Annotated in this window: 10 protein-coding genes, 1 pseudogene and 1 riboswitch; of the genes and pseudogenes, 3 read left to right on the top strand and 8 right to left on the bottom strand. The window is 68.8% G+C overall.

All coding sequences use genetic code 11. The annotated features are described in order from the left end of the window. Positions 1 to 207 precede the first annotated feature (207 nt). A complete protein-coding gene (gene helR, locus SLV14N_RS37395; RefSeq protein WP_263272794.1) occupies positions 208 to 2,361 on the top strand; it encodes an RNA polymerase recycling motor ATPase HelR in 2,154 nt (717 codons plus the stop codon). A 244-nt stretch (positions 2,362 to 2,605) separates the two neighbouring features. Here the strand turns inward: helR and SLV14N_RS37390 are convergent, their stop codons facing one another. From SLV14N_RS37390 to SLV14N_RS37365, 6 genes are all read right to left on the bottom strand, one after another. After that, on the bottom strand, positions 2,606 to 3,346 hold the full coding sequence (locus tag SLV14N_RS37390; protein ID WP_263272793.1) for a hypothetical protein: 741 nt from the start codon (positions 3,344 to 3,346) through the stop codon (positions 2,606 to 2,608). A 201-nt stretch (positions 3,347 to 3,547) separates the two neighbouring features. Beyond that, on the bottom strand, positions 3,548 to 4,426 hold the full coding sequence (locus SLV14N_RS37385) for a GNAT family N-acetyltransferase (RefSeq protein ID WP_263272791.1): 879 nt from the start codon (positions 4,424 to 4,426) through the stop codon (positions 3,548 to 3,550). 359 nt (positions 4,427 to 4,785) lie between these two features. Beyond that, positions 4,786 to 6,285, bottom strand: coding sequence for a dihydrolipoyl dehydrogenase (lpdA, locus tag SLV14N_RS37380; protein ID WP_263272790.1), 1,500 nt, complete (start codon positions 6,283 to 6,285; stop codon positions 4,786 to 4,788). An 8-nt stretch (positions 6,286 to 6,293) separates the two neighbouring features. Then, positions 6,294 to 7,547, bottom strand: a complete 1,254-nt coding sequence (locus tag SLV14N_RS37375; protein ID WP_263272789.1) for a serine hydroxymethyltransferase — start codon at positions 7,545 to 7,547, stop codon at positions 6,294 to 6,296. Positions 7,548 to 7,643: 96 nt separating this feature from the next. Next, the gene (locus SLV14N_RS37370) at positions 7,644 to 9,026 is read right to left on the bottom strand and encodes an L-serine ammonia-lyase (RefSeq protein WP_263272787.1); all 1,383 of its coding nucleotides are present in this window, start codon (positions 9,024 to 9,026) and stop codon (positions 7,644 to 7,646) included. A gap of 240 nt (positions 9,027 to 9,266) precedes the next feature. Next, positions 9,267 to 9,605, bottom strand: coding sequence for a hypothetical protein (locus SLV14N_RS37365; protein ID WP_265875047.1), 339 nt, complete (start codon positions 9,603 to 9,605; stop codon positions 9,267 to 9,269). Positions 9,606 to 9,751: 146 nt separating this feature from the next. Beyond that, positions 9,752 to 9,846: riboswitch (glycine riboswitch) on the bottom strand. 319 nt (positions 9,847 to 10,165) lie between these two features. On the opposite strand from SLV14N_RS37365, the pseudogene SLV14N_RS37360 reads away from it, so the two are divergent. Next, positions 10,166 to 10,889 (top strand): annotated as a pseudogene (locus SLV14N_RS37360) (DUF4185 domain-containing protein); the annotation flags it as partial. On the opposite strand, the gene SLV14N_RS37355 reads toward SLV14N_RS37360, so the two are convergent. Further along, positions 10,840 to 11,502 (bottom strand): alpha/beta hydrolase, encoded by a 663-nt coding sequence (locus tag SLV14N_RS37355; protein WP_263272784.1) that lies wholly within the window; start codon positions 11,500 to 11,502, stop codon positions 10,840 to 10,842. The pseudogene SLV14N_RS37360 and the gene SLV14N_RS37355 sit on opposite strands and share 50 nt — an antisense overlap. A gap of 268 nt (positions 11,503 to 11,770) precedes the next feature. Here SLV14N_RS37355 and SLV14N_RS37350 point away from each other — a divergent pair, with 268 nt between their 5' ends. Then, on the top strand, positions 11,771 to 12,220 hold the full coding sequence (locus tag SLV14N_RS37350) for an SRPBCC family protein (protein ID WP_208687297.1): 450 nt from the start codon (positions 11,771 to 11,773) through the stop codon (positions 12,218 to 12,220). 228 nt (positions 12,221 to 12,448) lie between these two features. Here SLV14N_RS37350 and SLV14N_RS37345 read toward each other — a convergent pair whose 3' ends face one another. Continuing rightward, complete coding sequence (locus tag SLV14N_RS37345) at positions 12,449 to 13,132, bottom strand: pyridoxamine 5'-phosphate oxidase family protein (protein ID WP_263272783.1); 684 nt, start codon at positions 13,130 to 13,132, stop codon at positions 12,449 to 12,451. Positions 13,133 to 13,289 lie beyond the last annotated feature (157 nt).

Genomic DNA, 13,289 nt, shown 5'->3' with positions numbered 1-13,289 from the left:
TGGTGGGGCAGAATCGCGGGCCGAGGTCAGAACCTGCAGAAATGAGTGATTCACGAAGTGTGTGCGTTTTTGTCTCGTGATGAGTCGTGCGGTGGCATCGAGCCGATGGGGGACGTGCGCTGCGGTTGCGGGCACTCGACACCGGGGGGGGGCCGGTGTGCGGGCCTGCGGACGTCGCGGCAGCGACCGCGCACCGGAGTTGATGACATGAACCCCCTGACCACCAGCGCGTTCGACCTTCCCCACCACCTCTCCCCCAAGGCCGACCCGGCCCTGATCGACGGCGACGAGCAGCACTTCGCGGCCATCGCGGAGAGCCTCCAGCAAACGATCGCCGAACTGTCCGCCCGTCTTGAGGCCGAGCGCAGCGCTCCCGGCGGCATCGGCCGGGCGGCGATGGACCGGGACGCGGAGATCCACCGGCTGACCGGGCGCCTGCGCGCCTTGCGTCGCTTCGGATTGGACCTGTGTCTGGGACACATCGTCAGTTCGGACCGTCCCGAGCCCGTATACATCGGACGCCTTGGTCTCACCGACAGCGCGGGACGTCGGCTGCTGCTCGACTGGCGCTCCCCCGCGGCCGAGCCGTTCTTCGCAGCGACGCATGCCAAGCCGATGGGTCTGGCAAGCCGCCGCAGGTATCGCTGGACCCGCGGCCGGATCAGCGACTACTGGGACGAGGTGTTCACCGCGGACGGGCTCGAAGGGCACGCAGCGCTCGACGACCAGTCCGCGTTCATCGCCAGTCTGGGCAGCAACCGGTCTGCCCGGATGCGCGATGTGCTCGCCACCATCCAGGCCGACCAGGACGCCATCATCCGGGCGGGATCCCGCGGCACTCTGGTCGTCGACGGTGGTCCGGGTACGGGCAAGACCGTCGTCGCACTGCACCGCGCCGCCCATCTCCTGTACTCCGACCCCCGCCTCGGTCACCGTCGGGGCGGCGTGCTGTTCGTCGGTCCGCACCAGCCCTACCTGGCCTACGTCGCCGATGTCCTGCCCAGCCTGGGAGAGGAGGGCGTACAGACCTGCACCCTGCGGGACCTCGTCGCCGAGGGGGCCGGAGCAGCGACCGAGACCGACCCGGGCGTGGCCCTTGTGAAGTCGTCCGCGGACCTGGTGAAGGCGATCGAGCCGGCCGTCGGTATCTATGAGGAGCCGCCCACCGAGGGGATGACGGTTTCGACCCACTGGTCCGACATCTGGCTGAGCGCCGATGACTGGGCGGCGGCGTTCGAAGCAGTGGAACCAGGTACTCCGCACAACGAGGCGCGTGACCAGATCCGCGAGGAGCTGCTCACGATCCTGATGGACAAGGACGACAGTGACGCCTCGCCCGACCTGCTCAGGAGGTCGCTGCTGCAGGACCGGGAGCTGATCGGGACCCTCAACCGTGCGTGGCCGATGCTCGAGGCGAGCGACCTCGTCGGAGATCTGTGGTCGGTGCCCGCCTACCTGCGCAAGTGCGCTCCCTGGCTCGGCCCCGATGACGTGCGCAGGCTGCAGCGGAAGAACGCCCAGGCCTGGACGGTGTCCGACCTGCCGCTTCTGGACGCGGCACGGCAGCGGCTCGGCGACCCGGAGGCGTCCGTACGCAAGCGTCGGCACGAGGCCGCGGTCGCCGCCGAACGTGCGCGCAGGGCCGACGTCATCGACGGCATCCTGCAGGACACCGAGATCGACGAGAGCGAAGGCGCGGTGGGGATGCTGCGCGGACAGGACCTGCAGAGCACCCTGATCGATGAGTCCGCCCTGCCCGGCGCCGAACCGGACCTCCTCGCCGGCCCGTTCGCGCACATCATCGTGGACGAGGCGCAGGAACTGACCGACGCGGAGTGGCAGATGCTGCTGCTCCGCTGCCCGTCCCGGAGCTTCACCATTGTCGGGGACCGCGCCCAGGCCAGGCACGGGTTCACGGAGTCGTGGCAGGAACGGCTCGAACGGATCGGGCTCGACCGGATCGACGTGGCCCCCCTGAGCGTCAACTACCGCACACCGGAAGAGGTGATGGCGGAAGCCGAGCTGGTCATCCGGGCCGAGCTCCCGGACGCCAATGTGCCGACCTCCATCCGCAGCAACGGCATCCCCGTCGTCCACGGATCTGTTGCGGATCGGGACGCGATCCTCGACACCTGGCTCAGTGCGCATGCCGACGGAATCGCCTGTGTCATCGGCGATCCCACGTTCCGGGCGACAACCCGCGTCCGGTCGCTGACCCCGGAGCTCTCGAAGGGGCTCGAGTTCGACCTGGTCGTCCTCGTCGACCCGGAGGAGTTCGGCAAGGGGGTCGAAGGAGTGGTCGACCGCTATGTCGCGATGACCCGGGCGACCCAGCAACTCGTCATCCTCACCAGCTCCTGACTTGGGCGACGACGGGACGAGCGCTGCGGCTGGCGTGGGGGATATCCAAGCGGCGATGAGCTGCGCTGCTCGGGAGCGTCGATCCTGCGGTCGCCGAAGAGGATTTGGCCGGCGTCCGGCCCGAGATGGACCTCGACGCAGTTGATCCTTGGGGTCGTGGCGATGGAGCGTGGCACGTCAAGGCGGCGGGTGAGGCTGAGCGCGCACCCGCCGCCGCAGAGAACGACTCGGCCTCACGGAGTTTTCAGCACACATGCCCCGTCATGGTCGTCGCCCAGCGCATGCCGGCGACCATGTGCTCCAGGTAGCCCGCGTCGCTGACCGTCACCGCGATCTCTGCATAGGGCAGCTCGGCGAAGGGACGGGGCTCCAGAAGCCTCCATACGGCGTAGTCGTCCAGGTCGGCGGGGCCGTCCGGCTCCTCCGGATCCCAGGGCTCGTCCGGGTTTTCCAGTGCTGCGACCTCACTTCGCAGGGGGACGTTGCGGTAGGGGCTGATGTCGTAGAGGGTCACGATGTCGGCGGCCCCTTGGGAGAACTCCTCGGCGTTGCCGGGAGTCATCACGAAGTGCGAAACGCCGTCGTGGCCCCTGCCGCCGTCCAGCTCGTACACGTCTTTCGCTTTGCGCCTGGGTTCGAGCACGGTCTTGCCGTCGTCCGCGAGCAGGAATCCGTCTTCGGTGACGCGTATGTGCTTGCCGAGGATGAGTTCGTAGAGTTTCGAGAACTCGTCCTTCAGCCGCATGCTTGACGTGATGTCGCTGCCCTGCTCCTCGGTGAAGGGGTATCGGTCTCCGCCTCCCTCCTCATCGTCTTCGTCCTGGAGAAATTCACGGTCCAGGTGCCACCAGGCGTCGACCAGGAGAGACAGGGGGAAGACCGTCTCCCGCGGCACGGAGGGGACATCGGGGTTGATGATGTGCACCCTCCCCCGGAGGGTCGAGCCTTCGACGGAGTCGACGGACACGGTGAAGATACTGGTCATGCTGGGGCCCCTTGAGTCGGAAGCGGTGGTCACGCTTGGTCTCCGGTCAGTCAGGAGAGTAGGCGTGCCCACTGACACTCGCTCCTGTCGCCGGAGCAGCATCGGCCGGCCACTGGGCGGGACCGACCTGCAGGGTTCCGCGCGGCATGCCCTCTGCCGGGGTCTCGCCCGCCTTGCGCCGTTCCAGGACGTTGTCGGTTCTCAGCTGACGTCCGGTGCGGCACATGAGAAGTCGTACACGGCGAAGTCGGTGACCGGGACGTATCCGATGCGTTGGTAGAGGGCGTTGCTGGTGGGGTTGGCAGGGTCCGCGAACAGCACGACGTCCGTCGCACCTGCGGTGAGCGCGGCCCTGGTCACCTCGACCGTCACGGCGCCGGCGTAGCCACGGCCCCGGAGGCGGGCCGGGGTGTAGACGGGGTCCACCCGGACCATTCCGGCGAGCATCGAGGTCACGGCCGCCATGGAGACGGGCGTGCCGTCCGGGGTCTCCCAGAACGTGAAGTGTTTGTCGGCGAAACGCGAGCCGGCCCAGGAGCCGGCGTCCACGGTGGGGACTTCTCCGACGGTGTCGACGAACTCGCCGCACCAGCGGACGACTTGCTCGTGGTCCCGCTCGCCCGCGACTCGGCCCCGGCCCTCTGGGAGCAGTTCCGGTGGGGTGAGTGTGCCGAGACGGTACAGACGGATCCGCTGCCTGAGGGTCGGCGCGGCGTCTGTGTGCCGCTGCCATGCCTCGGCGAAAGCAGTGGCGGTGCTGTGATCCGCACTGACGTAGGGAAGGGAGCGCCCGAGGGCGGCCAGGTGGGCGGCGAGGGTGTCGGCATGCTCGGGGGTGAGGGAGGTGACACTCAGTCCGCGGGACGGGAGACGGTAGAAGGTGGCTCGGACCGTGCCCGCTCGCTCCAGTCGGCCGAATAGGGTGGGTTGGGCGCCGTATGCGTCCGCCCCGTGGGTGCGCAGTTTCTCGGTCACCGTCAGCGGCATGGTGTGCAGGTCGGGCCGTGAGCGCAGGAAGTCTCCGGCGCGGGCGAGGAAGTCGTTGACGTCTTCGGTGAGTTGCCAGTCATCCGGTCGCATGCTCCATGATTTCCCATGCCGTAGGGGTGTGCCCCGTGGTTTTCCGCAGGGCGAGGTCGCAGGGCGGCTTCCTCACCGTCATTCGGGCATCCGCGCCAGGAAGGTGACAATTGTTCCCATCGCTCCTTCGGCCGGCTCCCGGGCCTGCTCGCGCCCGGCTCCGGCCGGCTCCCGGCCGGCTCCCGGCCGGCTCCCTCAAGGGGCGTGCGGTGCGGTGGGGGTGCGAGTCCAGCCTGGTCCCACAGCGCACCCCCGCCGGGAAGCCGCAGAGATAGCAGGGGACGGACAACGAGGCCGGGGCGGCGTCCTGCCCCGGCCTCGTTGCGGTCATTGCCCAGGGGGTAACCGCTAACCGCTGCTCATCCTCTGCGGCGGACGGGCGCGGTGTGGAGCGGGAGCCCGAGGGCCCCCATTGCCGCCTCCATGGTGGCCTCGCCAAGGGTCGGGTGGGCGTGGATGGTGTCGGCTAGGCCCGTCAGTGTCACGCCGTGGGTCACGGCGAGTGCCGCCTCCGCTATCAGGTCGCTGGCGCCGGGACCGATGATGTGCGCACCGAGGACCGCACCGCTCGACCGGTTGGCGACCACCTTGACCATGCCGTCCGTAGCGCCATACGCGTGAGCGCGCCCCAGCGCGGCGAACGGGAAGCGTGCGGTGGTGATCTCGTTGCCGGCTTCGCGTGCTTGAGCCTCCGTCAGGCCGACGCTCGCCACCTCCGGGCGGGTGAAGGTGGCTGCCGGTACGGCCCGGTAGTCGATGCGTTCGTCGTAGCCGCTCACCACGGACGCCGCCACCAGGGCCTGGTGGGAGGCGACGTGCGCGAGCTGGATGCGGCCCGTCACATCTCCGATCGCAGAGATATGCGGGATGTTGGTGCGCAGGCGGTCAGTGACCGGGATGTAGCCCCGGTCGTCGGTGTGCACTCCGGCCTTCTCCAGGTCGAGGCCGGCGGTGTTGGGACGGCGTCCGACGCCGAAGAGGACGATGTCTGCGGGGAGGGTCTCTACGGGTTGGCCGTTGGCATCGGTCACCAGTGCCCGGAGCTGAAGACCGTCGCCTCCGCCCTCGCCTCCGCCCTCCCCTTCGATGGCCGTGACGGTGTGCCGGGTCAGTACCTTGATCCCCTGCTTGGTGAAGGACCGGGTGAGGGTGCGTCCGATCTCTGCGTCCTCAGCCGGCAGCAGCGTCGGCGCCATCTCGACGAGGGTGACCTCGGCGCCGAACGTGCGGAACAGGCTCGCCCATTCCGCGCCGACCGCGCTGCCTCCGACCACCACGGCCCGGGCCGGGACCTCCGGCAGCAGGAACGCGCCGTCGGAGGTGATGACGCCGGGAAGGTCGGAGCCCGGGAGGTCCGGCATGAGCGGCTGGGACCCGGTGGCGATGATGATGTCGTCCGCGGAGAGGCTTTCCCGCGCCGGCTGCTGCGTCGGGGGTGCGGCGTAGAGCGGGCCGTCTCCTCCGAGGGGCGAGGGGCCGGTTTCGTGGACGGCGACGGTATGCGGATCGGTGAACCGCGCATGGCCGTTCACCACGGTCACGCCGTTGGCCTTGAGGAGATGCGCGATGCCCTCCGTCAGCCGGCTGACGATCCCGTCCTTGCGCTGCAGAACGGCGGAGTAATCCAGCCGCACCCCCTCTGTCAGCACACCGAACTCCTCGGCACCACGCACAGTTTCCAGAACTTCCGCCGAGCGCAGCATGGCCTTGGTCGGAATGCAGCCCCAGTTGAGACAGACGCCACCGGGGCGCTCCTTGTCGACGAGGGCGACCGTACGGCCGAGCTGGGCGGCGCGGAGGGCGGCGACGTAGCCGCCGGGCCCGCCGCCGATGACGAGAACGTCGAAATGCTGGTTCATGGGAGGGCTTACTCCTCTTCCGGGTGGGTGTCTGCGGACGCGAGGGGATGCCGCTGCGTCAGTGCGGCTACGTGAGCGCTCAGCTCGGCCATGGCGGCGGCGTGGGGTTCGTGTGTGAGGGCTCGGGCGATCACGTCGGCGACTTCGCGGAAGGACGCGTCATCGAATCCACGGACGGCCAGTGGCGTGGTACCGAGGCACAGGCCGTGCTTATCCGAGCTGTCCGGCGTGATGCCGAGCGAGCGCAGACGTTCCCCGGCCCGTCCGGCGTCCAGCGATGCATGCGCGAGATCGATCAGCACGAGCGGCGTCTCGGTCGAACCGGTGACCACCCGGGCCCCGGTCTCGGCCACGTCATCGGCGAGGAGCCGTCCGGCGAGAATGCGGGCGCCACGGAGCGAGCGCTCCTGCCGTTCCCGGAACTCCGATGACATGGCCCCGCGAAGGGCGACCGCTTGCGCCGCGAGGAACTGCCCCGAAGGCCCGCCACTCGTCCGGCGGGCGGCGGTTGTCGAGGCCATCCGCGTGGCGAGGTGTCTGTCGTCGGTGAGCAGCACCCCGCCACCGGCACCGTCCAGTATCCCGTGCAGGTCGGCGGTGACGACATGGGCACCGGACAGCGGACTCGGCTGCAGCCCGGCCGCGACCAAACCCGCGAAGCACGTCATCTCGACCATCAGCAGGGCGCCGATCTCGTCCGCGACCTGTCGGAAGCGCACGAGATCCGGAATGCGGGGGTGGGTTGCTCCGCCCGCGACGATCACCGTGGGCAGGTGGGCCCGGGCAAGGCGAGCCACTTCCGCCATGTCGACCAGACCGTCGGATGCCCGAAGTGGGTACGGGACGACGTCGTAGGGCCGGCCGGTCAGGGTGACGAGTGTGCTGTGCACACCCTGGCCACCGAAGGCGTGGTCAGGGCAGAGGACAGTGTCTCCGGGGGCCAACAGGGCGGTGAGGGCTGCCTCGTGGGCCGGGACCGCCCTCTGAGGCAGTACCTGGGCGCATTTCCCGCCGAAGAGGGCCTGCACCCGGCTGACCGCAATGCGTTCGAGCGCCGCCTGCGCCTGGGGCGTGGCGGAACTGCTCTCTCCCGCAGCAGTCATCGCCAAGGACTGCTGCCGTTGCCGCAGTTCTGCCGCGACGGCCGCCGCGACCTCGGGGTCCGCGTCGGTGAAGGGGGGTACGTATCCGGGATTCGCCGTGACCGTGAGGGGTGGTGGCGATGGTGCCCCGCGGAGGTGCGTGGAAGCAGGGGATGGCATGGGCGAATGGATCCTCTCGGAAAGAATCGGCAGGAGCGGAGGGGAGGGCACGAAGCGGCAACGGCCGGAACGGAACGGGCGGTGAGGTCCGCCGGGTCAGCATTCGATGATGTTGACCGCGAGCCCGCCGCGCGCCGTCTCCTTGTACTTGACGCTCATGTCGGCGCCGGTGTCCTTCATGGTCTTGATGACCTTGTCGAGGGAGACGTGGTGGCGGCCGTCGCCGCGCAGCGCCATACGGGCGGCGGTGACGGCCTTGACGGCTGCCATGCCGTTGCGCTCGATGCAGGGGATCTGGACGAGGCCGCCGACGGGGTCGCAGGTCAGGCCGAGGTTGTGCTCCATGCCGATCTCGGCGGCGTTCTCCACCTGCTCGACGGAGCCGCCGAGGACCTCGGCGAGGCCGCCGGCGGCCATCGAGCAGGCCGAGCCGACCTCGCCCTGGCAGCCGACCTCGGCGCCGGAGATGGAGGCGTTCTCCTTGAAGAGCATGCCGATGGCGCCGGCCGCGAGCAGGAAGCGCACGACCCCGTCCTCGTCGGCACCGGGCACGAAGTTGATGTAGTAGTGCAGGACAGCGGGGATGATGCCGGCCGCGCCGTTGGTCGGGGCGGTCACCACCCGGCCCCCGGCCGCGTTCTCCTCGTTCACGGCCATCGCGTAGAGCGTGGTCCACTCCATGGCGCGGGCGGCCGCATCACCCTCGGAGCGCAGCTGGCGGGCGGAGTGGGCGGCCCGCCGCCGGACCTTCAGACCACCGGGCAGGATCCCCTCACGGGACATCCCCCGCGTCACACACGCCTGCATGACCTGCCAGATCTCCAGCAGACCCGCGCGGATCTCGTCCTCGGTGCGCCAGGCCTTCTCGTTCTCCAGCATCAGAGAGGGGATCGACAGGCCCGTCTCGCGACTGAGGTTCAGTAGTTCCGCGGCTGTCCGGAAGGGGTACTTCAGGACGGTGTCATCGAGCTTGATGCGGTCCTCGCCCACCGCGTCCTCGTCGATGACGAAGCCCCCGCCCACCGAGTAGTACGTCTTCTCCAGCAGCGGTGCACCGGTGGTGTCATAGGCGAAGAGCGTCATGCCGTTGGCGTGGTACGGCAGCGCGCGGCGGCGGTGCAGGATCAGTCCGGTCGACTCGTCGAAGTCGATCTCGTGGGCGCTGCCTGTCTCGGCGCCCAGCAGCCGCAGCCGCTTGATGGAGCGGATGCGCTCGACCTCGCCGTCGGCGGATTCGACATCGACGGTACGGGGGGAGTGGCCCTCCAGCCCCAGCAGTACGGCCTTCGGCGTGCCATGGCCGTGTCCTGTCGCGCCGAGCGAGCCGAAGAGTTCGGCGCGTACGGAGGCAGTGCGAGGGAGCAGGCCATCGCGTTGGAGGCTGAGCACGAACATCCGGGCGGCGCGCATCGGGCCGACCGTGTGGGAACTGGAGGGTCCGATACCGATGGAGAAGAGGTCGAATACGCTGATGGCCATGCCATCCTCCGTGGGTCGCTGGGGGCACCGGCCAGTTCGGGACGGTGTCGCTCAGACAGGTGGTGTGAAGCCGGGCAGGGGCGGCAGGGTGGTTTGTCGCAGCGCGACGCACCGCCGGCCTTTGCGGCGGTCAGCTCTCGTAGACGTCGATCGACGGGCAGGAGCAGAGGAGATTGCGGTCGCCGTGCGCTCCGTCGACAGGGCGGACGAGGAGCCAGTACTTGTTACGGCCGGCCGTCGTCATCGGGTACGCCGCGGTGTCCCGGCTGTAGAAACGCTCCCCGTCGCGTGCCGGCATCTGTGCCGTGTGGGGAGCGTCGTGGGAAGGGCGCACAGCTCGGCTTCGGTCCGGGCCTCGGACGCCGGGGCGGGAAGCCGCGACCCGCGGCGGTCGCGCAGCGAGCCGGGCACCGCGGCGTCGATCAGTTCGTCCCGCGAACCGAAGCCGAGGTGGGAGAGCATCGTGGACGGCTCTTCGGCGTCCGGTCCGATGTGGCGCACGGAGAAGGGTGCGGTCCGTTCCAGAGCGGCGAGCGACTGGTGGGACGGGGTGTCGGGGAGAGCGGCGGGGTACGCCATGGAGACTCCTCGGGCCTGGCGCGCACCGTCGAACGGGGCACGCGATCGAGTGAGCCTCCCCCTCTGTCATTGGCCTGAGAGCTTCACCGCGCTGGGCGGCTTGCACCGTGGGCGAGACGCATGAGCGTCTGCTTTCCAGAGTCCACCTCCACTGCGCGGTAACGAGGCCTGAGAGTTTCCGGGGAGGATTTGCTCCTTCGGCGCCACGCCACTGGGGTGTGGGCTCTCCCGCGCAGAATCGTCGGTGGTTTTTTCAGTTGTGGTTCGCCGCACCGTACGGTGATCGACACACCGCCGTCAAGAGCTGTCCGCAGCGGGCCCGAGCACGCGCCGGGCTCGCACGGCGCGGCCCTGAACTGGGAAAATGGCGCGTTGTTGGCCGTCAGCGGACGCCGCTGTCCGCGTACCGGTGAGTATCGATCAATCCCTTCCCGCCCCCGTCGGTCGAGTCCCTCCAGGCAGTCCGCCAAACCACCCGCGCTCCCCGCAGAAGGACGAGATCCTCTCTTACGGCCCTCGCCAAACGAAGCGGCACCGAGGGCGTCTCCGGTACAAGTGAGTGTCCGAACGGCACCATGCTGTTCGTCGGCGGGGACACCTTCAACGGCGATCATGTACCGCAGCCGGGCGAGCCCGCCGATGACTGGCGCGCGCCGGTCGGCCTGCGCTCCAGCAGCGCGGACCTGAACAACCTGCGTATCGATGGCAGCGTCGGCGTCGATCACGCCAACAGCCTGGTCGACGAGCCGCACAGCCCGGTCGGCGACAAGGCCACGACGGCGATCCCGTCCGATGTGTTCGTCGTCGATGGCGTCATGTACATGCACCTCATACGCGGCGTCATCTACGATCAACCGCGAGGTGGAATCGGGGATGCTGCTGCACCGGGTACGGAAGGACAGCCTCGGCAGCGCGGACGCATACGAGCCATGGGGCTACGCCGACGGCGCCTGGCGGTGGGGCGCGCCCCCGACGACTGTCTTCGGGACCCGGAAGTGGGGCGAGATCTGCTTCCGCGCCATGGCTGGCAAGTACGTCCTCACCTGGCTGAACAGGAACGCGCTGTCGATCCGGGCGATGGTCTTCCCGCTCCCGACGTCGGACCTGACCAGGACGCTGGAGCAGACGATGATCCTGCCCGGCATCCCGGGGCAGGAGGCAGCCAACTTCGTGGCGAGCCCGTACGGCGGATTCGTCATCCCCGGCTCGACGTTCGGCAACTTCCACATCATCGTCAGCCAGTGGTACGACCCGAAGAGCCGTAGGAGTGACCAAAGTAGTTGATCTTCTTCTCACCCAGCGACCTACGGATCGCGTCCATGTCCCGGACGGTGCTCAAGGTGTCGGCGTGGTCGAAGACCGGTCCACTGTGTCGTCGGCAGTCCTTGCGCAAGGTGCGGTTGAAGTCGGTGAGTCGATCGAACTCCGCCTGATTGCGGGGGTAGGCCGACGGCCGTTGGTCCAGCAGCTTCTGCGAGCACTTCACCGGCTGGCTGCCCCCGACACCCCGGGGGTCGAACCCGATGATGTCGAACTTTTCCTGGACGTCCGCGCTGAAGTGGGACTTGGCGCGCCGTACAGCGAAGTCCACTCCTGAATCACCCGGCCCGCCCGGGTTGACCAGCAGCACACCGACCCGGCGGTCCGGATCGGTCGCCTTGCGACGAGCCACCGCAAGATCAAACTTTTTACCCGACGGACGTGCCCGGTCGACGGGCAGGCGCAGAGTCCCGCATTCCGCTGCGGCGTCCTGGGGGCATGGCTTCCAGTCGATGGCTTCCTGCGTCGTCGCACTTCTGCCAGGAGAGCCGGCATCCGCCTCCACACCGGGCGTCGACGCTCCGGCAAATAATCCAACGGCGAGCACTCCGGTGAGCGCCCTGAAGAGCGGTTGCATCAAGCCCCTTCCGAGGGTCTTACGAAATGAATCACGGGGGTTGCCCTCAGCCGAGCCTGACAGCGGGCCACCCGGGATCACCACCGCCAGAGACGGAAATCAGGGAAGGCACCGGGACGTGGTCAGGGTTGTCCTCAGGGCGACGCCTCAGGGTTGCCACCCGGCCCCTTGAGCCCTCACCCACGCGTCAAAGAGCCCAGGCTCATCCCGGCCACCACAGCAAGGAGCCCGCGATCGCAAGCCACCGCCCGGCACCTACGATGGACTCGTGCCGAATTTCGAGGTAGTGACAGCCGTCGCCGCACCCCCGGACCAGGTGTTCGCGGTATGCCTGGATGTGCAGGCGCACACCCGCTCCATGGCCGCTTCGTCGGAGCGTGCAGTGGGTGGCAGGACTCGGGGCGAACTGTCTCTCGGTGACACCGTGACCTTCCGGGCTCGTCATTTCGGTCTGACGTGGCGGCTCAAGGCCCGTATCACCGTCTACGACCGGCCCCGACACTTCGTGGACGAGCAGGAGTCCGGGCCCTTCAAGCGATGGCGGCACGCGCACCACTTCGAGCCGGACGGCGCCGGTGGAACCGTGATGAGAGACGTCATCGACTTCGCCTCACCGCTGGGGCCTGTCGGACGTATCGTCGACAGAATCCTCCTGAGCCGGTACATGCCCCACCTCATCAGAACCCGCAACGCCTACCTGGCCGGCACTTTCGACTGAGTGGTCGGGCAGCCACGACCGAGGCCGGCGCCCCAAGGGGGCGTCTGCGGAGGAACCAGGTCGCGGACTGAGCTTGGCGTGCCGCGGATCAACGCCAGGGGAACGAGGCCTGAGTCGTCAGGCGTCGATGCTCCCAGCCCTGAGCCCTCAGCCCTGAGCCCTCAGCCCCCAGCCCCCAGCCCCCAGCCCCCAGCCCCCAGCCCCCAAGCACAGTCCGCCAAGCATCAGTTACCGAAAAGCGGAAACACCCTGGCGGTGCACGAGGTGCGGTGGTGTCTTGATGTGTGTGGGGAGGGCTGGATCCGGCTCCAGGTCACCCCAGTGGGCTTGGAGGGGGAGGACGCCTGCCCACAGCCCGAGTTCGGCGTCGGGGGTGTCACCGTCGTCCGGGGCACCGGTGCGGATCTTCACGGATGCCTCGTCGAGGGAGAGGGCCAGCAGCGAGGTGGCCGCGAGTTCCTTGCGGCTGGGCTGCCGCGCGTAGTCCCACTGGCCGGGGGTCACCTGTTCGGTGAGGCAACGAAGGCCCGTCCACTTCTCCTCCGGGTCCGTGATCGGCCGGGGAATGCCGAAGATCATGGCGCTGCGATAGTTGACGCCGTGCTCGAAGACGGACCGGGCCAAGACCAGGCCGTCGATGTGCGTCACGGTGACACACACGCTCGCGTCGGGTGAGGCGACCAGGCTGCGGCTGGCTACCGATCCGTGGAAGTACAGCGTGGTGCCGTCCGTGCCGTAGACGGTGGGTATGACCAGCAGGTTGCTGTCGACGGTCACTCCGAGGTGGCAGACGAAGCCGGCCTTGAGGATGGCATCGAGGTCGTTCCGGTCCAGGCTGCCTTGCTCTCGCAGCCGGTGGTGACGTGTGCGGTCCGTCTGCGACAGGGGCCGACCGGGCGTGGGATGGCTCATGGCGGGGCCTTACGTTGGTGTCGGTGGGTGATGTTCCGTCCGGTGGCCGGAGCGTGTGTCGGAGACGAAGGCACCCGACACGAAGGTCCCTGCCCAGCGGCCGGCGCGTCGCTCCAGCGGCGGCACGGGGCGCGTTCGGCTCGGGGGCGACGCCCGG

The organism is Streptomyces sp. Je 1-4 4N24 (assembly GCF_026239515.1).
GTDB lineage: Bacteria > Actinomycetota > Actinomycetes > Streptomycetales > Streptomycetaceae > Streptomyces > Streptomyces nigrescens.
This window is presented reverse-complemented; position numbering and strand designations above follow the sequence as displayed.

Excerpts from the sequence above, each read along its gene's own strand:
- helR (WP_263272794.1), top strand. The coding sequence starts at position 208 with ATGAACCCCCTGACCACCAGCGCGTTCGACCTTCCCCACCACCTCTCC.
- SLV14N_RS37390 (WP_263272793.1), bottom strand. The coding sequence starts at position 3,346 with ATGACCAGTATCTTCACCGTGTCCGTCGACTCCGTCGAAGGCTCGACC.
- SLV14N_RS37385 (WP_263272791.1), bottom strand. The coding sequence starts at position 4,426 with ATGCGACCGGATGACTGGCAACTCACCGAAGACGTCAACGACTTCCTC.
- lpdA (WP_263272790.1), bottom strand. The coding sequence starts at position 6,285 with ATGAACCAGCATTTCGACGTTCTCGTCATCGGCGGCGGGCCCGGCGGC.
- SLV14N_RS37375 (WP_263272789.1), bottom strand. The coding sequence starts at position 7,547 with ATGCCATCCCCTGCTTCCACGCACCTCCGCGGGGCACCATCGCCACCA.
- SLV14N_RS37370 (WP_263272787.1), bottom strand. The coding sequence starts at position 9,026 with ATGGCCATCAGCGTATTCGACCTCTTCTCCATCGGTATCGGACCCTCC.
- SLV14N_RS37365 (WP_265875047.1), bottom strand. The coding sequence starts at position 9,605 with ATGGCGTACCCCGCCGCTCTCCCCGACACCCCGTCCCACCAGTCGCTC.
- SLV14N_RS37355 (WP_263272784.1), bottom strand. The coding sequence starts at position 11,502 with ATGCAACCGCTCTTCAGGGCGCTCACCGGAGTGCTCGCCGTTGGATTA.
- SLV14N_RS37345 (WP_263272783.1), bottom strand. The coding sequence starts at position 13,132 with ATGAGCCATCCCACGCCCGGTCGGCCCCTGTCGCAGACGGACCGCACA.